Genomic DNA, 22,716 nt, shown 5'->3' with positions numbered 1-22,716 from the left:
ACCCTTATCGTAGGGAAGCCCGCGACGGCACCCCGACCCTGATCGTCGCGGATCCACCCCGCCGGAGGTAAGTCATGCGGACCCGCCGCGATCAGGTGCAGGCGTACCGCTTCGTCACCCGCCGCATCGTCTCCGCCTTGCTGTCGGGCGACCCGGAGACCACCAACCTGCCGATGCGACGGCTCGGCATGGCTGTTTTCGGCAGTGTCCTCACCGCGGCCATCGTGCTCGGCGGGGTGGGCGCCTACGGCCAGTTGACCGGTGGCGCGGCGCCGCTGGACGACCAGACCCTGGTCATCGAACGGGAGACCGGCGCCACGTACGTGTTCATCGAGGGCAAGCTGCACCCGACGCTCAACTACACCTCGGCGCGCCTCATCGTGAACGACGCGAGTGCCCAGGTGCGGACGATGTCTCAGGCGTCGCTGCGGGACCGGCCCCGTGGCGTCACCGTCGGCATCGTCGGGGCACCGGACGCCCTGCCGGACCGCAAGTCGCTGACCGGCCTGCCCTGGTCGGTCTGCGACGTGCCCGACCCGGTCGACCGGCAGCGGTCCAGCACCCGGCTGGTGATCGACCGGGCGCTGCCCGGCGGCACGCCGTTGGGTGACCGGGCGGTGCTGGTCTCGGTGAACGACCAGCGGTACCTGGTCACCAACAACACCCGACTCCAACTGCTCGACCCGTCCCGCACGATCACGGCGCTGCGGATGGCCGGCACCGAGCGACTCCAGGTCGGGCAGCAACTGCTCAACGCCGTGCCGGCCGGGCCACCGCTGCGCCGGCCGTCGCTGCCCGGTGAGGGCGAGCCCAGCAGTCGCACGGTGGCCGGGCAGAGGCACGACGTCGGTTCGGTGTTCAAGGCCGCCGGGCGGCACTACGTGCTGACCCGGGACGCTCTCGTCTCGATCAGTGAGATCACCGCTCTGCTGCTCGTCAGCAGCGGCGGTCGGATCACCGACATCACCCCGAACCAGGCAAGCGAGGCGTTCGAGGAGCGGCGGATCGAGGAGGAGGGGGTGCCCCCGACGATGCCCGCCCTCTACCCGGCCCAGCCCGGTCAGACCACGCTGTGCGCGACGTACCGCAAGGGCAGCGCTGGCGGCCCGCCGTCCACCACCCTGGAGGTCTTCGACCGGGTGCCGAGCGAGTTGACCGACAGTGATCCGGGCCTGGTGCCGGTGCGCCAGACCAGGCGCGACGCCGTACGCACCGCCGAGGCGGTGCTGCTGCCCGGCGGCAAGGGCGTCATCGCGCAGGCCTCGCCCGGTGCCGGGACCAGCGGGTCCGGCGCCGCCGGGTCGACGATCTACCTGATCAGCCCGCAGGGCATCCGGTATCCGCTCGGCTCGGCGGAGACACTGGACGTGCTCGGCTACGGCGGGATCACCCCGCTGGCGGTGCCCGGCTCCCTGCTCGCGCTGATCCCGACCGGGCCGACGCTGGACCGCGAGGACGCGTTCGCCGTCTTCACTGCCGACGGTCCGGCGCCGTCCGCACCACCGTCGGCCGCGCCGAGGTCGGGCTCGCCATCCGCGGCGCCGCCCTCGGGCGCGCCGTCCGCAACGCCACCGTCGGGATCGTCGTCCGCGGCGCCACCGTCGGGGTCGACACCGTCGAGCGGCGGGACCGGCGGGGGGTCCACGGAATCGACCGGCGCCGACGGCTGAGCAGCTTCGACGGGTCGCCCGGAGTCGCACCGGTGGACTAACCTGGATGCCGCTGACGGTTGTCAACCAGAACGACGGGGATGTTGCCATGGCCGGGCGTACGGAAGTCGACCTGTTGTCCCTTGAGGACTTCCACGAGCACCTGGCGTCGCGGTTGAGCCAGGCCGAGTCGGTGCTGCGCAAGCTCAACACCGAGATGCAGTGCAGTCCTCCGGCGCTGGGCTCGTTCTTCGACGCCACCGACAAGGCGCGTCGCTACAGCGAGGTGCACCAGTCCTATGTCGACCAGGCCGAACGGATCCGGCAGGCGGTGCTGGCGGCGCAGCAGGCAACCAGCACGATCCTGAGCAACTACCGCACCGCCGAGGCGCGTAACGCGGCCAACGCCGACGATGTCACCGCCGCGCTGACCCCGGTCGACCGGGCGTTTCAGCCGAAGGAGGACGGGCGTGTCTGAATACACCCAGCGCTACCAGGGCAACAGCCACCAGCAGCTGTACGACGGCCTGATGGCGGGCAAGCCGGAGCAGATCGAGGGCGTGGCCACCCAGTGGGCCGAGCTCAAGGGCATCCTCGACGGCCTCGGCCGGGATCTGAGCGGCGACCTCGACAAGCTGAGCAACACGTGGACGGGTTCGGCGGGTCGGGAGTTCCATCGGCGACTCAGCCTGATCGTCGCCCACACCGACGCGTTGGGCGAAGGGATGGCCGGCATCAAGCAGGGGTTGACCATGATGGCCGATCATCTGCGCGCCGCCCACAAGCAGGCCGAGAGCCCGGAGGAGACCGACGACAACGACAAGGCGATCGGCGGTGCGATCAAGGGTGGCGCGGTCTTCGGTCTGACCGGTCTGATCGTCGGGGGCATCGCGGGTCACCAACAGGACAAGGCAGAGCAGGAGAAGGCCCACCAGCGGATGGTGAACCTGGTGGCCGGCCTGGCCAACAGTTACGAGATCTCCGCCTACGACCGGGTGGTCGAACCGCCCCCGCCCGACCCGGATACTCCGACCACCGCCCGCAAGGATCCGGCGACGCCACAGAGTGTCTCGGCCATCGCCAGGGTGTCCGGCGGCCCCACCACCGGCGCTGACACCGCGCGCACCGGCGACGCGACCATCTCGTCGCCCGACCGCGTTGCCCAACTGCCGGGCGACGGTTCGACTCCGGGTGAGGTCGGCTCGGGCAGCGGTGGCAGCCCGGCTGTCGGCGCCGCGCCGATCGGCGCTGGCAGCGACCTCGGTGACCGCGGCACCTCCCTCGCCGGAGCCGACCCAATGGTCGGCGGCGCGCTGCTCGGCGGTGGTGCCGCCGGGCTGGTCGGGCTGTCCGGGCCGGCCGGTGCACCCGCTGCGGCGAGCACCGGTCCCGGCCTGCTCTACGGAGCACAGGGCGGGTCACCGGCCGGCGGGGTGTTGCGCAGCGGCGCGCTCGCGGGCTCGGGCAACGCGCCCCCCGCCTCGGCCCGACCGACCGGCGGTGGTGCGGCCCCGGCGGAGACCCGCGCCGCCAACGGGGTCGGGCGCAGCATCGACGGCCAGCGCGGTGGAAGCGGCGGACGCCCGGCCATGACCGGCGGCGGCCGGCCCGGCGTGCTCGGCGGGCAGGGTCGAGCGCAGGACGACGACTCCGACGAGCGGCTGACCTGGTTGACCGAGGACGAGATGGTGTGGCAGGGCGACGACAAGGCCGCGCCTCCGGTGCTCGGCACCGGCGACTGATCACGGCTACCGCCGGCACGCACGCACCACCACCGGCGGAGCCACCAGGACGATGTGCGGTGCCCCCGATCGGACCCGATCCGATCGGGGGCACTGCCGTTCCAGGCCCTGGTCGGCGGCGTCCACAGTGCACATGGTGGTGGCGGTCACGCCCGCGCCGGACGTCGCCGTGCTGCGGTGGGCAGGAACGGGCGATAGGTTGGTCGGGTGTCATCCGCAGCGTTCGTCCGCCCAGCCAGGTGGGCTGTGCTGCGGTCACTGCGGGAACTGACCCGTCTGGCGGTCACCGCGCTGGTGCTCGCGGTCGGCCTCGGTGCCGCTCTCGCCGCGACCCCACCGCCCGCCCCCACGCAACTGCGGCCCAGTGCCGTGAGCAGCCGGGTGGCAAGTGTCCGCCCCGACGCCGGCCCGGCCATCGAGCGGGCCGGAAAGCCCGCTGTCGCCCCGCCGGCTGGCACGCGCGAAACCGCCACGGCTGATACCGCCACGGCGAACGGTCCGGTCGCGGCGGGCCCGGTGCACGTCCCGGCCATCGATCCCGGCCGTGGCTCTCCTGCACGACGCGGCCCACCCGCCCGCTGAGCCCGGCCCGGCGATCCCCGGGGCCCGATCCCGGCTGATCCTCCCGCACGGCACCTGAGTTCGCCGTCGACGGGATCATCCGGCCACCGGGCCGACCGGTGCTGCCGCGCCTTCCTGCCGCCCGTCGATACCCGCCTTCGACCGCGAGGTGCTGATCATGCAAACCATCCTCTCCGCCGTCCTGCCAGACCTCTCCCGGGCCGCCGTCATCTGGCTGAGCCTGCTCGGCGTGGTAGCCGTCGCTGTCTCCGCTCTCCTGCTGCGGCCCGGCCGGCTCCGCTTCGACCCGGGCTCCCGGATCCGCCGCGCCGCCATGCCGAGCCAACTTGAGCAGGCGCAAGAGGAGCGGGAGCAGAGCCGCTACGCGCAGGAGGTAGCGGTGGCCGCGGAGCGGGCGACCACCACAGTGCGGCGCCGCCGGGCGGAGTGGGTGGCCGCGCAGGAGGCGGTCGAGGCGGCCTGGCTGGCGTACGAGGCGGCCGAGGCTGGCGTACGGCGGCTCGACGCGGCAGCCGCGATGCCGCTGCCGCACACCGCACGCACCCCCGCCGAGTACGCGGACCGCGAGCGCTACCTGCACCGGGCGGCGCTGGATGCGTACTGGCGTCGGGAGCTGTCGGTGGAGCAGCTCAGCGACGTCTTCGCGCACCGCGACGGCTGGGACCCGCGACTGCACCCGGTCGAGCAGGAGCTGGTGCTCCAGCGGGCGATCCGGGACAACCTGGCCGCCCGGCACGCCGCAGCCCGCGAGCGGGAGCAGACCGCGTGGCGGGCGGCGGAGTTGGCGGTGGCCGCGGCTCGCAGTCTGCGCGAGGAGGCGCACGCCGCGACCGGACGACGGGTCGCCGAGTCCGCGTCGGTGCTGCCGCTGAGCGAGGTTGCCCGACCGGTGGGCGCGCAGCCCCGGGAGAACGTCGAGCAGACCCGGGAGAACAAGGTGACCGCGCGCGGGCGGGCGACGGTGCCCGCGTTCTGAGCCGCGCGGGCCCGGGTGGGTTAGCGTGACGGCATGTCCCGACAGGCGTGGGTCCTCGTGGTGATCGCCAGCATCCTGGCGCTCGCCACACTGGTCGGTGCCGTGGTGCTGGCGGTGCGGGTGGTGCGTACCCGGCGGCTGCTGACCGGGCTGGGCGCGGGCGGCAAGGTCGCCTTCTACGGGGCGCTGATCTACACGATCTTCCCGGTCGACGTGCTGCCGGACCCGATCTACCTGGATGACATGGGGGTCCTGGCCGCCGCGCTGCTCTACCTGACCCGGCTGGTGCACCAACGTCGGGCGGCGGGTCGCCAGCTGCCCGGTCAGCCGGACGCCCCGCCGGATCGGGGCCAGGTGCGCCGCCGCGTGCCATGATCGGGGTCGGTTCGGCGGACAGGGGACGGGCATGACGGGCGATCATCGGTTTGACGTGCACGATGAGCGGGTTGTCGCCTTCTGCGCCGAACGGCACCTGGCGACGCTGACCACCCTTCGGGCGGACGGCACTCCGCACGTCGTACCGGTCGGGGTGACTCTGGACCCGGCGGCCGGCCTGGCCCGCGTCATCACCTCCGGCGCCTCCCGAAAGGCCCGTCAGGTGGCGGCGGCCGGCGCGGCGGGCGCGGCGGTGGCCGTCTGCCACGTGGATGGCCGCCGCTGGTTGACCATCGAGGGTCGCGCGGTGCTGCGGTCAGATCCGGCCGCCGTGGCGGAGGCGGAGCGGCGGTACGCCGAGCGGTATCGGACACCCCGCCCGAATCCGGAGCGGGTGGTCATCGAGATCACCGTGACCAGGCTGTTGGGCAGCCTCTGAGCTGACAGTGTGTCCCCGATGACCGGTTCGGGTCGGGCAGGGATGCCGCGCGACGCCGGTGCGCGCAGCCGGCGGAATTCTCCGTGGAGCAGAGCGGTTACGCCCTCGGTACGCCCAGGGCCGAGACCACCGATGGTCGGCCCCCGTGTTGCGCCGAGCGCCATTCCCGGTGCTGCCGCCCTCCGCTGGCCGGAGGCGCCAACCCCCCGAACGGAGACTCGACCATGAACCCGATCGTCCAGAAGAGCGGTCTGTCCGTCGTCGGCCTGCTGGTCGCCGGCGGTTGCGCCCTCGGCCCGGCGGTGGCCGCGCAGGCCGCCCCGGCTCAGGCCGCACCGGCCTCGTCGAGCCAGACCGACCGGCACGCCGAGCGGATCCTCGGCGTCGACTACCAGGCCCAGCCGAACTTCTACTACTGCGGCCCGGCGGCGACCCGGATCGCGTTGTCCGCCCAGGGCAAGGCGCTCTCCCAGGACGAGGTGGCCCGGCTGCTCGGCACCACCGAGGCGGGTACCCCCTCGGCCCTGGACACCACCCGGGTGCTGAACGAGCTGACCGGTGGCAAGTACCGGACCACCGAGATCCGTGATTCGGTGGCCCGTCCCGACCAGGTCGAGCAGCTGCGCCGTGACGTGCTGGCCGCTGTGGACGCCGGTCGCCCGGTGGTGGCCAACATCAAGGGCACGACAGTGGACACCGACGGCAACCCGCACTCGTACGAGGGTGGCCACTATCTGACCCTCGTCGGCTACCGCGACGGTGGTGACATGATCCGGGTCGCCGACCCGGCCGACCCGGCGTTGGGTGAGTACTGGATGAGCCTGCCGAAGGTCGCCAACTGGATCGCCGAGCGCGGCTACTCCTCCTGAGCATGACGGTTCACCGGGCCGGCCTCTCCCGTGCGGGGAGGCCGGCCCGTCCGTCGTCACGGGCCCGGGCGGCGAGGTGCGCGCGTCGACGGGCTCGGGCGGCCCGCGTCGGTCGGGCCCGGTGCAGTTGTCGGCGGAGCGGCGGGTGGATCTCCGCCTCGCCGGCTCCGGCCGCCCGGCGCACGATGCGGTTGGCGTCCTCGGGTTCGGAACCGGCGGCCCGGAGCAGGTCGCTGGCCGCGGTACGCAGTCCGGTGACGAGGGATTCGCCGAACGGCTTGACGCCGGTCGCGGAGGCCCGCCCGGCCAACTCTGCGCACTCCTCGATCAACTGGCGGGTGCGTCGGGGGTCGTCACCGACCCTGCACTCCACCCGCATCTCCGCCACCGCCTGACCCAACCGGGCCATCGCATCCGGCAGCTCCGGCGGAATCGGCTCGTCGTACTGCAACGCGGTGGTCGACCAGCGGGCCATGGCGCGGGTGTCCAGCAGCAGCCGCTCCAGGTGACCCGCGCTGCGGGCGTAACGGTGGTACTGCTGCCGACGGTGCCAGCGCACCGGGGCGATCGTCACCACCTCCTCTGCGCCGCTGAGCGCATCGTGCAACCGGCCCAGGTCGTCGTCGGTGCCGCGGAGCCGCTCCAGGACGCCCATGGTCCCGGCGCCGTCACGCTCGCGCAGCGCCCGCGCCAGCTCGGCGAGCTGCTCACAGAGGATCGTGAAGATCGGTGCCGCGGCGCGGTCCAGCACCCGCATCGGGTTGATCGGCAACAGGAGCGCGACCACCACCAGGCCGACCGCCCCACCGACGAGCGCGTCGAAGATCCGGGGCACCTCCAGGCCATGCTCCATCGGGGCCAGCGTGGCGATCAGCACGGCGGTACCGCCGGCCTGACCGACAAGCGGACCGCCCTTCCCCGCCACCAGCAACGCGGCGGCGATGGCCAGCGCGACCACCACGCCCGTCTGCCACGGGCCCGAGCCGAGCAGGAATCGCAGCGTGTCCCCGATGACGATGCCCAGGGCCACGCCGCCCAACAGCTCGAAGGTCCGGCGGGCCCGCTGCCCGATGGCGGTGGCGATCGTACCGACGGCGGCGGCGGGAGCGAAGACGTGCGATCCGGGGCCGAGCAGGTTCTTGGCGAGCAGGGCGGCGATGGCCGCGGCCAGCCCGGCCTGGATGGAGATCACCAGGGTGACCTCCCACTGCCGGGCCCGGACCCGGCCGGCCTGCCCACCACGGTGCCGCACCCGCCGGACCGTCCGCTCGGCGGTCTCGTCGAACCGCGACTGATCGCGGTCGGCGGTTGGGCGGTCGTCGGCCATGGCGGCGGTTACCCCGGCGGCGGCAGGGCAATCGCGGCGGCCGGGCACCACCGCCACCGCGAGCACCATCGACACCGTCGGACGCATCGTCAACCGTAGGTTGGCGCAGCCCCGTGGGGGTACCAGAGCCACACACCTCCCACCGATCCGCAACCGGTAAGGGGCCGTGACATGACCAATCCATCGACCACCGACGACCACGATGCCGTCGACGTCCTGGTCTCCGATCATCGTGAGATCGAGGCGGTGCTCGTCGAGTTGGCGACCCGACAGGGCACCCCCGAGCACCGCCGGCGCCTCGCCGACGTGGTGATCGCCGAACTCGTCCGCCACTCGGCGGCCGAGGAGGCGTACGTGTATCCGGTCGCCCGGAAGGTGCTGCCCGACGGCAACGAGATCGCCGACCGGGAGATCGCGGAGCACGCTGACGCCGAGCGGACCATGAAGGAGTTGGAGTCCGTCGACCCGTCCGACCCCCGCTTCGACGAGCTGCTCGCCCAACTGACCAGCACCGTCCGACTCCACGTGGCGGACGAGGAGAAGGAGCTCTTTCCCCGGCTGCGCGCCGCGACGGCCCGCGAGGAGCTGGTCGAGATCGCTGCCCAGGTGACGGCGATCAAGGAGATCGGGCCGACCCGGCCACATCCCGGGAGCCCGGAGCGCCCGCCGGCGAACAAGCTGCTCGCCCCCGGCCTCGGTCTGGTCGACCGGTTGCGCGACGCGTTGAGCGGCCGGCCCACCTCGATGGACGAGCTACGCGACAAGCAACAGCGCTGACCCGCGCGTCACCCGGACCCGGCACTCCCGGGTCGCCGACGGCTCGGCGGCCCGGGAGGAGCGCGGCGGGTCAGCGGACCTGGTCGCCCTCACCGGTGCGCGCCTGGGCCTGGTCCACGCCCTTGTCGATCTGATCGCCGTACTTGCCGCCGGTGCGCTTGTCGGCCATGTCGCCGGCCTTCTCCGCACCCTGGTCGACCTGCTTGTCATGCTTGTCCGTGAAGTCCTTGGCCTTGTCCATGAAGTCACCCACGGCGTTCCTCCTCAGTCCGGTCCGTCCCCTTCGCGTTCCCTCGGCCGGACCACGCAAACGCCGCCGCTCCGGACGTGATTCGCGAACACCCACCCACGTCACTCCGGCCGACGTACGATCCGCGCGGGCGACGGCCAGCGATTCGGGTGTCGGGGCACGACTGACCGGGTACCGACCTCGTCGACATCGAGGAGGACCGACATGCCCGCAGAGGAACCCGGACCGACAGGCGGCCCCGGGCCGCGCCAGACCTGGGCGGCGCTGCCGTGGCTGGTCCGGACCGCTGTGTTGTGGAGCGCCTGCCTGGTGGTGATCGCCGCGGGGCTCTACCTGCTCGGCCGGATCGCCGTGCTGTTGGCGCCGCTGGCCATCGCGCTGGCCGCCACCATCTTCCTCACCGCGCTGCTCGATCCGGTCCTGCTGCTGCTGCGCCGGTTGCGCCTGCCGGCGGCGCTGGCAGCGCTCTGCACGGTACTGCTGCTGCTCGGCATCCTGGTCGGCGTCGGCGCCCTGGTGTGGAACCTGACCGCCAGCCAGTTCGATCAGCTCAGCCAGGAGTTGACGCAGGGGGTCGAACGCAGCCGGGACTTCGTGACGTCCACCCTGCCGGTCAGCGAGGCACAGCTGGACCGGCTGGTCGACCAGGCCCGGGAGGGGCTCAGTGGCACCTCACCGGACCCGGTGGCCGGCGCCCGGACCGCCACCGAGGTCTTCGGCTCCGCGCTGCTGGCTCTGGTGCTGCTCTTCTTCCTGCTCAAGGACGGCCGGTCCATGTGGCACTGGGTGCTGTCCCGAGTGTCCGGCCCGAACCAACCCGTGCTGGCCGAGGCCGGCCGGGCCGGTTGGCAGACGTTGGGTGCGTACAGCCGGGGCACCATGCTCATCGCCGCGATCGACGCGCTGGGCATCGGGCTTGCTCTCGTGGTGCTGCGGGTGCCACTCGCCCTGCCGCTGGCGTTGATCACGTTCCTCGGCGGGTTCGTGCCGATCATCGGGGCGACGGTGGCCGGTGCGGTGGCGGTGCTGGTGGCGCTGGCCGCGAACGGTCCCACCACCGCGCTGCTCACCCTCGCGGCGGTGATCGCCGTGCAGCAGATCGAGGGCAACCTGTTGGAGCCGCTGGTCATGAAGCGGCAGGTCCGACTGCATCCGGCGGTGATCCTGGTGGCGGTCACCGCGGGCACGTTGATCGCGGGCATCGCTGGCGCCTTCGTCAGCGTCCCGATCACCGCGGTCCTCTGGCGCGTCATCGACACCGTCCAACAACGCCGCTCGACCTCGGCTCTCCTGCCCTCGGACTGATCACCGACCGAGGTGCGTGGTGAACCAGGTGCCAGCCTGATCGGCGACCTGCTCAAGGGTGCCGGGCTCCTCGAAGAGATGGGTGGCGCCGGGGATCACCCGCAGCTCGCCGACCTCCCCCAACTCGGCCAGCGCCCGCTCGTTGAGCGTGATCACCTCTTCGTCGAGCCCGCCGACCAGGAGCAACGTCGGGGTACGCACCTGGGCCAGCGCGTTCCCGGCCAGGTCCGGCCGACCACCCCGGCTGACCACGGCGGCCACCCGATCGGCGCGGGACGACGCCGCGACCAGAGCAGCGGCAGCACCCGTGCTGGCCCCGAAAAGACCGATCGGCACATCGCCGGCGGGACGCTCGACGGCCAGCCAGTCGACGATCCCGGCCAGTCGGCTGGCCAGCAGCCCGATGTCGAAGCGCAGTTCGGCTGTTCGCGCGTCCACCTCGTCCTCGGCCGGGGTGAGCAGGTCCGCCAGGACCGTGCCGAGCCCACGGCCGTTCAGCGTCCGGGCCACCGCCACGTTGCGCGGGCTGTGCCGGGAACTGCCGCTGCCGTGCGCGAACAGCACCACGCCGACCGGCTGGGCGGGCAGCGTCAGGTCGGCGGAGAGTTGAGCGTCCCCGATCGGAATGGTCACGCTGCGCTGCTCGTCCATGCCCCCACCTCCGCGTACTCGCCGGTGGTCCGGGTACCCCGCCCGCCGCCGGGCACGCCCGCCGCGACGACGTCACCCCGGGCCGTGGGCCCGCCGCCGGGCCGCGTTTGCCCGCTGGGGCGTCGGGTACGCGACGAGCGACCGCAGACCGTGTCGGCGCAGCCGCGCCCCGACGGATCGCGAGGATCGCCATGGCCAAGCAGCAGATTTCCCGGCAGCAGCAGCTGACCGAGCGAACCCAGCGTGAACAGGACGCCGAGCGTAACCAGGACGTCGGGGACCAGGATTTCGGAGACCAGGCCGCTTCGGCCCGGCTGCCCGACGACCCGAAGGCGGCGGCGCCCCGGGACGCCATCGGGCGTCCGTCGACCGGCGAGCCGGTCTGAACAACCTTGGCCGGCGAGCCGGTCTGAGCAACAGCGCGGGCGGGCGGGGCGGGAGTCTTCCCGCCCCGCCCGTCACTGTTCGCGTTCGGGCAACCGCAGCAGCGGAGACCGGCCCGGTGGCTGCTCGGGCGGCGGGCCGGACGGTTCGGCCGGCGGCACCGGCACCGTCACCGGCTCGTCGCAGGTCACCCGCAGCATCTGGTCGTGGTGGCGCAACTCCACCACGTCGTCCGGACCGCCGTGGCGCAGCGAGTACGTCGTCTGGTGCGGCCGGACATCCACCCGCAGCGCCAACCCCCGCCACTGGAGTGAGAACTCCAACCGGCTGAGTCGGCTGGAGAGCCGGGGGGCGAAGGACAGCTGGCCGTCGTGGTCCCGTAGACCGCCGAACCCGCCGACCAGTGCGAGCCACGCGCCGGCCAACGACGCCATGTGTACGCCGTCGCGGGTGTTCTCGTTGAGGTCGTGCAGGTCCATCAGCGCGGCCTCACGCAGGTAGGTGTGCGCGAGTTCGGGGTGGCCCACCTCGGCGGCGAGCACGGACTGGGTGCACGCCGACAATGACGAGTCACGGACGGTGCGGCGCTCGTAGTAGAGGAAGTTGCGTACCTTCTCCTCTGGGGTGAAGGCGTCCCCCCGCCAGTGCATGGCGAGGACGAGGTCGGCCTGTTTCACCACCTGCTTGCGGTACAGCTCGAAGTACGGGTAGTGCAGCAGCAACGGGTACTTTTCCGCCGGTGTGTGCGTGAAGTCCCATTCCTGGAGCCGGGTGAAGTCCTCCACCTGCTGGTGGACCTCGAGCTCCTCGTCGTACGGGATGTGCATGGAGGCGGCGGCGTCCCGCCAGCTCGCGGCCTCCTCGTCGGTGACGCCGAGGTGGAACGCCTCGTCCCGGTAGCGCATGACCACGTCGGCGGCGGCGAGCAGGTTCCGCTGCGCCATCAGGTTGGTGTAGACGTTGTCGTTCTTCACGGCGGTGTACTCGTCCGGGCCGGTGACACCATCGATGTGGAACTGCCCGTGCCGGTCGTGGTGGCCGATCGAGCGCCACAGCCGGGCGGTCTCCACCAGCAGCTCCAGCCCGATCTCCCGTTCCAACTGGGTGTCCCCGGTGACCATCACGTAGCGGCGCACGGCGTCGGCGATGTCGGCGGCGATGTGGAAGGCTGCCGTCCCGGCCGGCCAGTATCCGGATGATTCCGGGCCTTCGATGGTCCGCCAGGGGAAGGCGGCGCCCCGGAGGCTGAGCGTCTCGGCGCGTTCCCGCGCCGAGTCCAGCGTGCTGTGTCGCCACTGCAACGCGCTGCGCACCGCGCTCGGCTGGGTGTACGTGAGCACCGGCAGGACGAACATCTCGGTGTCCCAGAATGCGTGACCGTCGTAACCGGGACCGGTCAGCCCTTTCGCCGAGATCGGCCGCTGCTCGGCCCGCGCGCCGGCCTGCAACACGTGGAAGAGCCCGAACCGGACCGCCTGCTGCACCTCCGGGTCGCCCTCGACCAGCACGTCGGAGGCGTCCCAGAAGGCGTCGAGGTAGTTGCGCTGCTCCCGGTGCAGCCCGTCCCATCCGTCGAGCCGGGCACCGGCCAGTGCCGCGCCGACCTGGTCGCGCAGCGCCGGCAGGGACCGGCGACTGGACCAGCTGTACGTCAGGTACTTGATCACCCGTAGCTTCTCGCCGGGCTGGAGTACGCAGGCGATGGTGGTACGTACCCAGTCCTGGTATCCCTCGGACTCGATCGTGGTGTGGTCCGGGCCGTGCACCTCGTGCTCCATGGCTGCGGCGACCCGCAGACCGGAGACCTTGGTGCGGTGGATCAACTGGCCGCCGTCGGGGGTGGTCAACTCCTCCTCGGCCTGGAGCGGCGACTCCAGCACCGCCGCGACCCGGGGGTCCTTGCTCTGCGCGGGCAGTGACTCGTTCGCCACCAACTCGGACTGCACGATCAGCCGCAGCGGGCCGTCGACGGCCTCCACCTCGTAGCTGATGGCGGCCACGGACCGCTGGGTGAACGAGACGAGACGGGTGCTGCGGACCTTTACCTCCCGACCGGCGGGCGAGCGCCAGTGCAGCTCCCGGTGCAGCGTGCCGGCCCGCAGGTCGAGGATCCGCTCGTGGGCGATCAGCTCGCCGTAACGCACGTCGAGCGGTTCGTCGTCGACCAGCAGCCGGATCAGTTTGCCGTTGGTGACGTTGACGATGGTCTGCCCGGACTCGGGGAAGCCGTAGCCCGCCTCCGCGTACGGCAACGGACGCAGTTCGTAGAACGAGTTGAGGTAGGTGCCGGGCAGGCCGTGCGGTTCGCCCTCGTCGAGGTTGCCCCGCAGGCCGACGTGCCCGTTGGAGAGCGCGAAGACCGACTCCGACTGGGCCAGCACGTCCATGTCCAGCCGGGTCTCCCGGACGTGCCACGGCTCTACCGGATAGGCGCGCTCCCGAATCATCCGGAGCCTCGTTCGGCAGCGAGCGGGTCGGTCGCGGTGCGGTGCGGCACCGGCGGGTCCGCGCGGTCGAGAAGGTCGGCGAGGTCCGTCACCACGATGTCGGCGCCGTGGGCGAGCAACTCGTCGGCCTGCCCGACGCGGTCGACGCCGACCACGTAGCCGAAGCCGCCGGCGCGGCCGGCCGCCACCCCGGAGAGCGCGTCCTCGAAGACGGCAGCCTGTGTCGGGTCGACGCCGAGCACTCTGGCCCCGGCGAGGAACGTGTCGGGGTGTGGTTTGCCGCGCAGCCCCTGCGCACGGGCGACCAGCCCGTCCACCCGAGCCTCCAGCAGCGGCTCGAACCCGGCGACGGCGATCACCTCACCCCCGTTCGCGCTGGCGGTGACCACGGCTCGGCGGAGCCCGGCGGCGGTCGCCGCCTTCAGATACCGCACCGAGCCCGGGTAGACCTCGACGCCGGCGGTACGCAGACGGTGCAGCAGCAGGACGTTCTTGCGGTTGCCCAGGCCGTTGACGGTCTCCGCCTCCGGCGGGTCGTCCGGGCTGCCCTCGGGAAGCACGATGCCGCGGGAGGCGAGGAACGACCGGACGCCGTCGGCCCGGGGGCGGCCGTCGACATAGCGGTTGTAGTCCGGGCCCGGGTCGAACGGTTGGAACGGTTCGCCGGAGGCCGTGGCGCGCTGGCGGAGAAATTCGTCGAACGTCTGCGTCCAGGCGGCGTTGTGTACGCGGGCGGTCTGCGTCAGCACACCGTCCAGATCGAAGAGACAGGCGGTCACGTGAGCAGGTAGGCCCAGCACGGTACGAATCTATCCACCCTGCTGGGCCGGCAAACCCGTTTCGGCCGCCCTGGGGCGTTTCAGTTCGGTCGCAGCGTCCAGATCACCGTCATCTCCGAGGTCGGCTTGCCGTCCTCGGTGGCGATCTGGACCGCGACGGGGAATTCCGGGCGTCGACCGGCGGCCAGTTCCTCGGCCACCTCGGCGGCCGGCCGGCCGAGTCGCGCGGTGGCCAGCACCGGACCCATGGCGAGTTTCCGGTAGGCGATCTCAGCCCGGACGGCCAACGGCACGGCCCGGTCGAGCAGCTGCCCGAAGGCGGCCAGCACGACTGCGCCGGAGGCCGTCTCGCCGAGGGTGAACATGGCGCCGGCGTGCGGGCCCCCGATGTGGTTGTGGGTGGCCGGCGAGTCGGGCAGCCGGACGACTGCCCGTACGCCACCCTCCGCCTCGGGTGCCACCTCGACGAACTCGATACCGAGCGTACGAGCGAACGGCACCGCTTCCAGCATGCCGGCCGCCACCTGGCGGGAGTCGATAGTCATGGCCTGACGTTACTAACCGGTAACCAGGCCGGCAACCAGCGAATTCGCCGTCAGGGCACGGTCAGAGGTTGCCGATGATGCGCAGGATCTCCGCATAGAAGTTGCCGTCGATGCTGCGGAAGAACGAGAAATCCTGCCCCGGGTCGCCAAAGAACGGCCGCAACGTCCAAGCCAGCTGGGTGCCGACAAAACCGAAGAGCAGGATCCAGATGTAGAGCAGGGTCATGCTGGCCGGCCGCTGCGTCGGCTCCCCGCGTCGGGCCGTACGGCCGTCCCACGGGCGTTGCGCCACGTAGCCGGGCGGCAGCATGCCGGGCGGCAACGAGGCACCGGCCGGCTGCCCGGCCCACTGCGCCGGAACCTGGGCCGGGGCCGTCGCGGTGGCCACGGCACCGTTCGCGGTCGACTCGGCCACGGCGGCCCCGGCCGGCACGGCGACCGGCTCGGCGCTCTGGCCGGCGACCGGCGCGGCAACCGGCGTCGGCCCGGCAGGCACCGCGGCCGGCACGGCCTGGACCGGCGCCGGTGCGCCGGCCCGCTCGTCGACAGTGGCGTTGGCAGCCTCGGGCGCGAGCAGGCCATGGTCGTTGAGCACCTGCATCCCGCTGGTCAGGAAGCGCAACCCGACCAGCGCCGACAGGGTCAGGATCGACACGTTGAGCAGCTTGAAGAACCCGTAGTCGTTGGCGGTGATCAGGAAGAAGAGGCTGATCGGCGCGAACGCCACCGCGAGCATCGAGGTGACAGTGATCGCCACCATCACCAGCGCCAACGACTGCCGCACCGAGAGTCGAGCGCCGAACACCAGGTTGAACAGGTAGAGCGTGGGCAGGCAGATGACCAGGGTGACCAGGAACAGCAGCGGCAGCTTCAGCGCCGAGGTCAGCGCCATCAGCGGGCTGTGGAAGAAGCCCAGCACCGCCCCGTAGCAGGCCAACGCGATGGCGGAGCTGGTCAACATCCGCCCGGTGAGGGCGTTGAGGTCACGCTCGGCCACGATCTGCTGCCAGATGCTCTCGCGATCCCGCAGGATGCGCTCGATGACGAGCGGGCTGGGACGGTCACCCGACACGGGTGCACCCCTCTCGGTGGTCTTTCACAGTGGACTGGTGGGCAGACGGTAGGGCAGCGGGTGGCGGGACCGCCACCCCGTCCGGGCACGTCGTCAGCGCCAACCCACGTCGATCCGGTCGCCGCGCTCGTCGAAGAAGTGCAGCGCGTCCATCCGTACCGAGACGGCGAGCGGGTGACCGGCGCTGACCGCCGGGTACGGCGCCAGCCGCACCGCCAGCTCCGCCGGGCGGCGGTGGTGCCGGCCCGGATCGGGAAGCACGCTGGTCTGGACGCCACTGGGCGGTGCCTCCTGCGCCTCCACCGGCTTGCCGGTGAGCCGCTGCATCACCGAGCCGAAGCGGCGCAGGCCGCGCTGGCCGACCGGCGGCGGTTCGAGCGGGGCACCCATCTCGTCGACAACGATCGCTGTCGCGCCGATGTCGAGGAACGCCAACGACTCGTGCCCGTGGTGCTCCAGGTAACGGATCCGCCCACGCAGCACGTCGCCGGGGCTGTCCGGTGCGACCGGGGTGAGCGCCTCGGCCCGCATGCCGACCACGATCCGCTCACCGTGGTAGTGCGCCACCGCCCGACTGCGGATGTCGTTCCAGGGCAGGTAGAGCGACTGGTCACCGAGGTTGAGCGTGACGTACCGGTCGAGATGGACGTAGACCGACGCCTCCAGCAGGTTCATCCGTGGGCTGCCCAGGAACGCCGCCACGTAGAGCGTCGCCGGCCGGCCGTACACCTGGGTCGGTGTGCCCACGTCCTGGAGCACGCCGCGGCGCATGATGGCCACCCGGTCGGCCATGGTGAGCGCCTCGGCCTGGTCGTGCGTGACGTAGACGGTGGTGACGCCCAGCTCGCGGGTCAGGCCGGAGATCTCCGCGCGCAACTCGGCCCGCAGGCCGCTGTCCAGGTTGGACAGCGGCTCGTCCATCAGGAACAGGCCCGGCCGGCGGACGATCGCGCGCCCCATCGCCACCCGCTGCCGCTGCCCGCCGGAGAGCTGACCCGGCTTGCGGGCCAGCACGTCGCCGATGCCCAGCGCGCTCGCCACGTCGCTGACCCGCTCGCCCCGCGGCTCGGGCTCGACCCCGGCCAGCCGCAGCGGAAACGCGATGTTGTCGCCAACGGTCATGTGCGGGTAGAGGGCGAAGTCCTGGAAGACCATGGCGATCCTGCGGTCCCGTGGGGGCAGGTCGTTGGCCACCTCCCCGTCGAGCATGACCGCGCCGGTGGTCGGCTCCTCCAACCCGGCGATCATCCGCAGCACCGTCGACTTGCCGCACCCGGACGGCCCAAGCAGCACCATGAACTCGCCGTCGTTCACGTCCAAATTGATGCTGTCGACGGCCAGCGTGCCATCCCGGAAAACCTTGGTCACATCCTTGAGCGTGACGGTGCTCACCGTCTTCCCCCCCAGCGCGCGTCGGCCGAACCCCACAAGACTGTGACCAGGATCATGGGTTTGTGACATCGGGTAAACGTCTCATGTTCGATCGATGACGCTGCTATTACACGACAGAAGCCGCGATCAGCACCGCGTGGACCGCGCGCCCGGCTCCCCGAGGAACACCCGCCGCACCACCCGCTCCGCCGCGCGCCCGTCGTCCAACGTGCAGAACCGGGCCCGGAAGTGCTCGCGGGCCTTGGTCGCCGCGTCCGAGCGCACCCCGCCGGTACGGAACAGGTCGAGCAGATCGGCGAAAGTGGAGGCTACCGCGCCCGGCGGTTCGGCGGTGACGTCGAAGTAGACCCCCCGAGCCAGCCGGTACGCCTCCCAGTCCGGGGTGTAGAGCACCATCGGCCGGTCCAACACGGCATAGTCGAACATGGCCGACGAGTAGTCGGTGACCAGCACGTCCGCCACCAGGTAGAGATCCTCCACCCGTTGATGGCCGCTGACGTCACGAACCCGCTCCCAGTCCCTCGGCTGGCCGGGGCGTCGATCACGGTCGTGGAAGTAGTGGCTGCGCATCAGCAACCGGCCCGAGTCACCCAACGCCTGGACGAACCGGTCCGGGTCGAACGGCGGGCGGTAGCCGGGCAGGTGCTCGCGGTGCGTCGGGGCGTACAGGACGACAGGCTCGTCGGGGTCGAGGCCGAACTCCGCGCGGAGTCGGCGCACCTCGTCCGGGCTGGCGGTGACCAGGCGGTCGTTGCGCGGGTACCCCACCTCCAGCGTGGTGTACGTCGCCGGGTACGCCCGGTCCCACATCTGGGTGGAGAAGCTGTTGGCGCTGACGCTGTAGTCCCAGCGGTCCACCCGGCGCAACAGCCCGGCGAAGTCCATCCGGCCCGCGCCGATCGGGTAGCGCTGCTGATCCAGCCCCATCACCTTGACCGGCGTGCCGTGGTGGGTCTGCACGTGCACCTGTTCCGGTCGCTTGCGGACGAAGTCCGGAAAGTTGACGTTGTTGACCAGCCATCGGGCGCGGGCGAGCACCCGGTAGTACGCCGGCGTGCCGGCCACCACGTACTCCACTCCGGCCGGCACGGTCTCCACCCGGTCCCGGCGCACCACCCACACCCCGCGCACCCCCGGCGCCACCCGGCGGGCGACCTCGTAGATGGCCGCCGGGTTGCAGGAGTAACCCCGGTACCAGTACGCCGCGTACACCGCGAGAGTCGGGTCGACCGGCCGCCGCAACTCGGCCCGGTAGTACTCGCGCAGCAGACCGTCCCTGGTCAGCCGGGCACCGCGCCGGGCGACCGGGCCGACAGTGCGCCGTGCCGTGCGGGCCCGCCGGCGGGCGGCGTCACGGGCCCGGCTGGCGGCCCGCAACGCGCTGAAGGTGCGCCACCGGCCGGAGGCGACCAGCTTGTGCTTGATCCCCTCGACCCCGTCCGGTACCGGGTAGCCGCCGGCCGGCAGCCAGCGCTCGTAGTCCGCGGTGATCTGCGCGAAGAACGCCTCCCGCAACTCCGGCGCGATCCGCTGACCGTTGCCGAGCACTGTCAGGTAGTGCCAGATCATCCGTTCGAAGACCGCCGGTCGCAGGGCCTCCGTCGCCGACCCCCACGAATCCATCAGGTGGAAGACCCGGTGCCACTGCGGGAAGACCTCGAAGTGCCGGTCACCCCGGGTCCGGGTGATCGCGCCGGCGCGGCGCTGGCGGTAGTTGACGCAGACCCGGTCCAGTACGCCGATCCGGTGCGCGGCCATCAGCACCGGGTAGCTGAACGAGACGTCCTCGTACCAGCCGGGCGCGAAGCGCAGCCCCAGATCGGCGAGGAACTCCCGACGGACCAGCCGGTTCCACGCGGTGTGCAGCAGGTGCATCGCCTGCGGCCGGTCCCGCAGGCGGAAGGTGCCCGAGTCGGGCGACTCCGGAAACACCTCCGCCATGGCGCTGCGGGTGGCGGTGTCGTTCCAGTGGGTGCGGACGTGGTCGACCAGTAGGACGTCCGGGCGGGTGACCCGCAACCGTTCGGCGACCTCGGTCAGGCACTCCGGAGCCAGCCAGTCGTCGCCGTCGAGGAACCACACGTACTCGCCGACGGCCCGGTCCAGCCCGATGTTCCGGGCCGGACCGAGGCCGACGTTCTCCGACAGCCGGACCGAGTGGACCCGCTGGTCGCGGGCCGCGTACTCGTCGATGATGTCGCCGCTGGCGTCCGGCGAGCAGTCGTCGACCGCGATCACCTCGATGTCGGTCTCCGGCTGACCGAGGATGGAGTCCAGGCACTCCCGCAGGTATCCCTGCACCCGGAAGGCCGGCACCACGAAGCTGATCAGAGTCATCCGGCCGCCCTCCGTCAGCGCGGCGCGGCACCTCCAGCGCCCGCCGGCGCCACCGACGCCCGCGCGCTACGGGCCGGTCGCACGAACCAGGCCAGGACGACGCTCACCACGAAAACCACGAGAAGGTACGAACCGAGTGTAGCCAGTCCGATACCCGCAATACCGGCGATCGCCGCGAGGGCCAGCAGCACCGAGCGCCCCTCCCAGCCCAGCGTCGCCGCGTGCAGGGGCGGTGCCGCCTGCCGCTTCTCCAGCCGGGCGGTCAGGTCGTAGTGGTGCACGGTGAGCACGAAGACGTACCCGAAGATCAGCCAGCCGGGCGCCGCACCGACCACCCCGACCGCGATGGCGAACAGGTACTCGGCGGCCCGCAACGCCGCGGGCACCAGCCAGTCCAACGGACCGTTGTGCGCCGCCCCGGCACCCAGGCCGCCGACCAGCAGCACCAGCAGCGCCACCGGCACCGCCCAGCGCAGCCCCTCGGGCGCGTCGCTCAGCAGCGCCCCGACCAGCAGCACCGCCGGGCCGAGCGCGGCGATCACCGCCAGGGTCAGCGGCCCCATCGGGCGGACCACCGGCAACCAGCGGGCCAGCGGCCCGTCGTCGCGGTGCAGGGTGGCGTCGACCGTGTCCAGCACCGGCACCCACATCCAGCGGGCCCGCAGCGTCCGCAGCGCCCCGGTGTACGCGAACGCCAGCACCCCCCAGACCAGCACGGCGATCAGGCTGACCAGCGGGTTGAACAGCGCCACCGTCAGCGCGATCAACGCCCACCGCTCACCGATCGGGAAGACCACTGTCCGCTTCAGCCAGTACGACACCGACCCGGTGTCCGCCTGCACCCTTGTCGACGCCGCGTTGAGCCGGTCACCGATCCCGCCGCTGGCGTTCGTCGCCGTACGCGGGCGACGGGCCGCCTCGTCGTGCAGCACCCCGTACCAGGTGTCGGTCATGTGCCGGACGGTCTGCAACGTCATCGCGGCGATCGCGAGCGCCCACCCGTTGCCCAGCCCGGCGTGGCTCACCCCGAAGCCCAGCCCGGCGTAGACCAGGTACTCCTTGGCCCGGTCCGCCATCGTGTCCAGCCAGCCGCCCCAGGCGCTGAAGTGCCGGGTGTAGCGGGCCAGTTGGCCGTCCACGCAGTCCAGCACGAAGCCCAGGTAGAGCAGCACCGCGCCACCGACCAGCGCGGGCCGCCCACCGACCCCGAACAGCACCGCCGCGCCCAACGCGAAGAGCACCGAGATGACCGTCACCCCGGTCGGGGTGAGCCGGAGCCGGGCCGAGAGCCGGACCACGTACGGCGACCAGGTGCTGACGAAGTAGGTGGAGAAGAAGTCGTCCTTCTCCTTCACCGACAGCCGCAGCTCGGCCCGGTCCTCGTCGACAGCTGTCACCGCCGCCTCGGCAGCGGTCAGCCCGGCCGGGTCCTCGACCCGGTGGGCGACGAGCAGGCGTACCCGCTGGGCGAAGATCAGGGTGCCGAGCGCCGCGAGGCCCGCGAAGAGCCGGTCCACGGCGGACCCGGGGCCACCGGCCGCGACCGACCCCCCGGACCCGGACCCGCCGGTCGCCGGCAGCGGCGCCACGTCGCCGGCCGGGCCGATCGGGGCGGCGACGGGGAGCATCCCGGACGCGGCGGCCCGGGCGGCGGCCGCGAGGGTCGGCAGGTCGTCCACGCCGACCCGCAGCGCGCCGCCGAACACGCCGGTGGCGGCCCCGTCGAGGGCGTCCAACGCGCCGGCGTCGACCACCTGGCCGCGTTCCTCGCGCACTGCGGTCCGACCGGGCACCGGCGGGTCACCGAGGACCAGCGCCACGGTGGGGCCCACCGGGCTGGTGGCCAGGTGCCGCAGTACGGCGGTGTGCGCGACCAGGTCCGTGCCGGTGACCAGCACCGGGGCGGTCGCGGTGCTGACCAGGTCGGACAGCTCGTCGAGGTTGGCGGCGAAGCGCACCTCGTCCGCCCCGGCCAGGCGCAACTGGGCGGCCAGCCGGTCGGCCAGCGGCTCACCGGTCGCGGTGTTCAGGCCCGCCGCGGGTGTCCCGGCGGCGAGCACGATCGCGAGCGTCACCGCGGGACCGCGGCGTGGTACGCGTCGAGCGCCTCGGCGATGGTGCCGTCGAGCGTCAACCGGCCCGCGTCGAGGTACAACCCCCGACGGCAGAACCGGGTCAGGTCCTTTTCGTTGTGTGACACCAGCACCAGCGTGCGCCCCTCCCCGAGCAGACGATCAATAGTCGCGTAACACTTCTTGCGGAACTCCGCGTCCCCGACCGCTGTCACCTCGTCCATCAGCAGGATCGGGTGCGGCAGGTGCGAGATGATCGCGAAGCCCAGCCGCACCTTCATCCCCGACGAGTAGTGCCGCACCGACGTGTCGATGGCCCGTTCCACCTGCTCACCGGCGAACTCGACGATCTCGTCGAAGTGCCGCTTCAGGTAGCTCGTCGACAGTCCGTGCAGCCCACCGACCAGGTGCAGGTTCTCCCGCCCGGTCAGGTCGTTGGAGAAACCGGCGGACAACTCCAGCAACGGCGCCACCGCGCCGTGCACCCGGATGCCGCCCTCGTCCGGAATGAGCACCCCGGCGATCAGCCGCAGCAGTGTGCTCTTGCCGGTGCCGTTGCGCCCGATCACCCCGACGGTCTCGCCCGGCTCGATGCTGAACGACACGTCCCGCAGCGGCCAGAACTGGCCGGGCAGCGCGCCACGGGCGCCCCGGTGGATGAACAACTCGCGCAGCCGCAGCTGGCGGCGACGGTTGCGGACGAACCGAATGCCCAGGCCGTCGGCCTCGATGATCGGCGCGGCCAC

At 72.1% G+C, this 22,716-nt stretch carries 21 protein-coding genes and 1 pseudogene; 11 read left to right on the top strand and 11 right to left on the bottom strand.

The annotated features are described in order from the left end of the window. The first annotated feature begins 74 nt into the window (after positions 1–74). The 8 genes from eccB (at position 75) to PSH03_RS26295 (ending at position 6,632) form a co-directional block, all read left to right on the top strand. The gene (eccB, locus tag PSH03_RS26330; protein WP_238690717.1) at positions 75–1,670 is read left to right on the top strand and encodes a type VII secretion protein EccB; all 1,596 of its coding nucleotides are present in this window, start codon (positions 75–77) and stop codon (positions 1,668–1,670) included. A gap of 46 nt (positions 1,671–1,716) precedes the next feature. Beyond that, positions 1,717–2,127: a hypothetical protein gene (locus PSH03_RS26325; RefSeq protein ID WP_238690716.1), complete on the top strand. Its 411-nt coding sequence runs from the start codon at positions 1,717–1,719 to the stop codon at positions 2,125–2,127. Beyond that, positions 2,120–3,391, top strand: a complete 1,272-nt coding sequence (locus PSH03_RS26320) for a WXG100 family type VII secretion target (RefSeq protein ID WP_238690715.1) — start codon at positions 2,120–2,122, stop codon at positions 3,389–3,391. The genes PSH03_RS26325 and PSH03_RS26320 overlap by 8 nt, the downstream gene beginning before the upstream one ends. Positions 3,392–3,598: 207 nt before the next feature. Further along, positions 3,599–3,973 carry a hypothetical protein gene (locus tag PSH03_RS26315; RefSeq protein ID WP_238690714.1) on the top strand — a complete coding sequence of 125 codons (375 nt, stop codon included), beginning with the start codon at positions 3,599–3,601 and terminating at the stop codon, positions 3,971–3,973. A 157-nt stretch (positions 3,974–4,130) separates the two neighbouring features. Then, positions 4,131–4,949, top strand: a complete 819-nt coding sequence (locus PSH03_RS26310; RefSeq protein ID WP_210782851.1) for a hypothetical protein — start codon at positions 4,131–4,133, stop codon at positions 4,947–4,949. A gap of 33 nt (positions 4,950–4,982) precedes the next feature. Continuing rightward, complete coding sequence (locus tag PSH03_RS26305; protein WP_124859157.1) at positions 4,983–5,324, top strand: YkvA family protein; 342 nt, start codon at positions 4,983–4,985, stop codon at positions 5,322–5,324. A 31-nt stretch (positions 5,325–5,355) separates the two neighbouring features. Continuing rightward, positions 5,356–5,763, top strand: a complete 408-nt coding sequence (locus tag PSH03_RS26300; protein ID WP_238690713.1) for a pyridoxamine 5'-phosphate oxidase family protein — start codon at positions 5,356–5,358, stop codon at positions 5,761–5,763. 224 nt (positions 5,764–5,987) lie between these two features. Then, a complete protein-coding gene (locus PSH03_RS26295; protein ID WP_210782848.1) occupies positions 5,988–6,632 on the top strand; it encodes a C39 family peptidase in 645 nt (214 codons plus the stop codon). A gap of 10 nt (positions 6,633–6,642) precedes the next feature. Here PSH03_RS26295 and PSH03_RS26290 read toward each other — a convergent pair whose 3' ends face one another. Next, on the bottom strand, positions 6,643–8,046 hold the full coding sequence (locus tag PSH03_RS26290; RefSeq protein ID WP_238690712.1) for an FUSC family protein: 1,404 nt from the start codon (positions 8,044–8,046) through the stop codon (positions 6,643–6,645). Positions 8,047–8,130: 84 nt separating this feature from the next. On the opposite strand from PSH03_RS26290, the gene PSH03_RS26285 reads away from it, so the two are divergent. Further along, complete coding sequence (locus PSH03_RS26285; RefSeq protein ID WP_238690711.1) at positions 8,131–8,736, top strand: hemerythrin domain-containing protein; 606 nt, start codon at positions 8,131–8,133, stop codon at positions 8,734–8,736. A gap of 70 nt (positions 8,737–8,806) precedes the next feature. Here the strand turns inward: PSH03_RS26285 and PSH03_RS26280 are convergent, their stop codons facing one another. Then, on the bottom strand, positions 8,807–8,977 hold the full coding sequence (locus PSH03_RS26280) for an antitoxin (RefSeq protein WP_247669213.1): 171 nt from the start codon (positions 8,975–8,977) through the stop codon (positions 8,807–8,809). Between the two features lie 213 nt (positions 8,978–9,190). Here PSH03_RS26280 and PSH03_RS26275 point away from each other — a divergent pair, with 213 nt between their 5' ends. Further along, positions 9,191–10,291 (top strand): AI-2E family transporter, encoded by a 1,101-nt coding sequence (locus tag PSH03_RS26275; RefSeq protein ID WP_210782844.1) that lies wholly within the window; start codon positions 9,191–9,193, stop codon positions 10,289–10,291. Here the strand turns inward: PSH03_RS26275 and PSH03_RS26270 are convergent, their stop codons facing one another. Continuing rightward, on the bottom strand, positions 10,292–10,942 hold the full coding sequence (locus PSH03_RS26270) for a dienelactone hydrolase family protein (protein WP_210782842.1): 651 nt from the start codon (positions 10,940–10,942) through the stop codon (positions 10,292–10,294). Between the two features lie 191 nt (positions 10,943–11,133). On the opposite strand from PSH03_RS26270, the gene PSH03_RS26265 reads away from it, so the two are divergent. After that, the gene (locus tag PSH03_RS26265; protein ID WP_091395197.1) at positions 11,134–11,328 is read left to right on the top strand and encodes a hypothetical protein; all 195 of its coding nucleotides are present in this window, start codon (positions 11,134–11,136) and stop codon (positions 11,326–11,328) included. 72 nt (positions 11,329–11,400) lie between these two features. On the opposite strand, the gene PSH03_RS26260 is transcribed toward PSH03_RS26265, so the two are convergent. The 8 genes and pseudogenes from PSH03_RS26260 to PSH03_RS26225 all read right to left on the bottom strand — a co-directional run. Beyond that, entirely contained in the window at positions 11,401–13,773 is a 2,373-nt protein-coding gene (locus PSH03_RS26260) for a glycoside hydrolase family 65 protein (RefSeq protein WP_238690710.1), read from the bottom strand. Further along, complete coding sequence (locus PSH03_RS26255; protein ID WP_210782838.1) at positions 13,770–14,573, bottom strand: HAD family hydrolase; 804 nt, start codon at positions 14,571–14,573, stop codon at positions 13,770–13,772. The genes PSH03_RS26260 and PSH03_RS26255 overlap by 4 nt, the downstream gene beginning before the upstream one ends. A 59-nt stretch (positions 14,574–14,632) precedes the next feature. Then, positions 14,633–15,097, bottom strand: coding sequence for a DUF4442 domain-containing protein (locus tag PSH03_RS26250; protein ID WP_210782836.1), 465 nt, complete (start codon positions 15,095–15,097; stop codon positions 14,633–14,635). 61 nt (positions 15,098–15,158) lie between these two features. Continuing rightward, positions 15,159–16,169 (bottom strand): hypothetical protein, encoded by a 1,011-nt coding sequence (locus PSH03_RS26245; RefSeq protein ID WP_238690709.1) that lies wholly within the window; start codon positions 16,167–16,169, stop codon positions 15,159–15,161. A 93-nt stretch (positions 16,170–16,262) separates the two neighbouring features. Next, positions 16,263–17,561 (bottom strand): ABC transporter ATP-binding protein, encoded by a 1,299-nt coding sequence (locus PSH03_RS26240; protein WP_210782833.1) that lies wholly within the window; start codon positions 17,559–17,561, stop codon positions 16,263–16,265. Between the two features lie 126 nt (positions 17,562–17,687). Next, the gene (locus PSH03_RS26235) at positions 17,688–19,898 is read right to left on the bottom strand and encodes a bifunctional glycosyltransferase/CDP-glycerol:glycerophosphate glycerophosphotransferase (protein WP_238690708.1); all 2,211 of its coding nucleotides are present in this window, start codon (positions 19,896–19,898) and stop codon (positions 17,688–17,690) included. 14 nt (positions 19,899–19,912) lie between these two features. Further along, entirely contained in the window at positions 19,913–21,973 is a 2,061-nt protein-coding gene (locus PSH03_RS26230) for a DUF5941 domain-containing protein (RefSeq protein ID WP_210782829.1), read from the bottom strand. Beyond that, positions 21,970–22,575: pseudogene (locus tag PSH03_RS26225) on the bottom strand (ABC transporter ATP-binding protein); the annotation flags it as partial. The gene PSH03_RS26230 and the pseudogene PSH03_RS26225, both read right to left, overlap by 4 nt. Between the last annotated feature and the right edge of the window lie 141 nt (positions 22,576–22,716).

Source organism: Micromonospora salmantinae, assembly GCF_022230905.1.
GTDB lineage: Bacteria > Actinomycetota > Actinomycetes > Mycobacteriales > Micromonosporaceae > Micromonospora > Micromonospora salmantinae.
The sequence above is the reverse complement of the archived record's forward strand: the minus strand, read 5'-3'. Positions and strand labels throughout refer to the sequence as shown.

Bases quoted from the DNA above. Each gene is read 5' to 3' on its own strand.
- PSH03_RS26325 (WP_238690716.1), top strand. From the start codon at position 1,717: ATGCCGCTGACGGTTGTCAACCAGAACGACGGGGATGTTGCCATGGCC.
- PSH03_RS26235 (WP_238690708.1), bottom strand. From the start codon at position 19,898: ATGACTCTGATCAGCTTCGTGGTGCCGGCCTTCCGGGTGCAGGGATAC.
- PSH03_RS26270 (WP_210782842.1), bottom strand. From the start codon at position 10,942: ATGGACGAGCAGCGCAGCGTGACCATTCCGATCGGGGACGCTCAACTC.
- PSH03_RS26285 (WP_238690711.1), top strand. From the start codon at position 8,131: ATGACCAATCCATCGACCACCGACGACCACGATGCCGTCGACGTCCTG.
- PSH03_RS26295 (WP_210782848.1), top strand. From the start codon at position 5,988: ATGAACCCGATCGTCCAGAAGAGCGGTCTGTCCGTCGTCGGCCTGCTG.
- PSH03_RS26305 (WP_124859157.1), top strand. From the start codon at position 4,983: ATGTCCCGACAGGCGTGGGTCCTCGTGGTGATCGCCAGCATCCTGGCG.
- PSH03_RS26300 (WP_238690713.1), top strand. From the start codon at position 5,356: ATGACGGGCGATCATCGGTTTGACGTGCACGATGAGCGGGTTGTCGCC.
- PSH03_RS26310 (WP_210782851.1), top strand. From the start codon at position 4,131: ATGCAAACCATCCTCTCCGCCGTCCTGCCAGACCTCTCCCGGGCCGCC.
- PSH03_RS26275 (WP_210782844.1), top strand. From the start codon at position 9,191: ATGCCCGCAGAGGAACCCGGACCGACAGGCGGCCCCGGGCCGCGCCAG.
- PSH03_RS26280 (WP_247669213.1), bottom strand. From the start codon at position 8,977: ATGGACAAGGCCAAGGACTTCACGGACAAGCATGACAAGCAGGTCGAC.
- PSH03_RS26265 (WP_091395197.1), top strand. From the start codon at position 11,134: ATGGCCAAGCAGCAGATTTCCCGGCAGCAGCAGCTGACCGAGCGAACC.
- PSH03_RS26250 (WP_210782836.1), bottom strand. From the start codon at position 15,097: ATGACTATCGACTCCCGCCAGGTGGCGGCCGGCATGCTGGAAGCGGTG.
- eccB (WP_238690717.1), top strand. From the start codon at position 75: ATGCGGACCCGCCGCGATCAGGTGCAGGCGTACCGCTTCGTCACCCGC.
- PSH03_RS26290 (WP_238690712.1), bottom strand. From the start codon at position 8,046: ATGCGTCCGACGGTGTCGATGGTGCTCGCGGTGGCGGTGGTGCCCGGC.
- PSH03_RS26260 (WP_238690710.1), bottom strand. From the start codon at position 13,773: ATGATTCGGGAGCGCGCCTATCCGGTAGAGCCGTGGCACGTCCGGGAG.